The organism is Mycobacterium sp. 1245111.1 (genome assembly GCF_001673405.1).
Taxonomy (GTDB): Bacteria; Actinomycetota; Actinomycetes; order Mycobacteriales; family Mycobacteriaceae; genus Mycobacterium.
Genome location: NZ_LZLV01000069.1, coordinates 1 through 682 on the forward strand (window position 1 = coordinate 1; position 682 = coordinate 682).

Annotated in this window: 1 protein-coding gene; it reads left to right on the plus strand. The window is 62.8% G+C overall.

What is annotated here, in order from left to right; all coding sequences use genetic code 11:
- Positions 1-70: 70 nt before the first annotated feature.
- A partial coding sequence (locus A5658_RS11720; protein WP_231997285.1) for a transposase occupies positions 71-682 on the plus strand: 612 nt, incomplete at its 3' end.

The window sequence follows — 682 nt, forward strand, 5'->3', positions numbered from 1 at the left end:
GGGGACTGTCGCAATAAGGGTGTAAACGGCCTGATCGGCCCCGGTGTGTCGGGGCCGGAAAGGTCGCCTGATGACCGAGACTGTCGTGGCTGTGGAGCCATCACAGAACACTGAAGATGAAGCCGCTTCGGCGGTGATTGAAATGCCAGAAAACCGCGAGGTCGACCAGCTCGAAGTTGCTCGTGAGTTAGTGCGCCAAGCCCGGGAGGCCGGCGTCGCGCTCACCGGCCCGGGCGGTTTGCTCAAGGCGATGACCAAGACGGTCATCGAAACCGCCCTAGATGAGGAACTGTCCGAGCACCTGGGCTATGACCGTCACGACCCGGCTGGATACGGAAGCGGCAACTCGCGCAACGGAATCCGATCCAAGACGGTACTCACCGATGCCTGCGGATCGATCGACATCGACGTCCCACGCGATCGCGCGGGCACCTTCGAACCCGAGATCGTCAAGAAACGCCAACGGCGGTTGACCGACGTTGATGAAGTGGTGCTGTCGCTGTATGCCCGTGGGCTGACCACCGGCGAGATCAGCGCCCATTTCGCCCACATCTACGGCGCCCAGGTGTCCAAGGACACCATCAGCCGGATCACCGACCGGGTGATCGAAGAGATGACCGCCTGGCACACCCGGCCGCTGGAACGGGTGTATGCCGCGGTGTTCATCGACGCCCTGCACGTC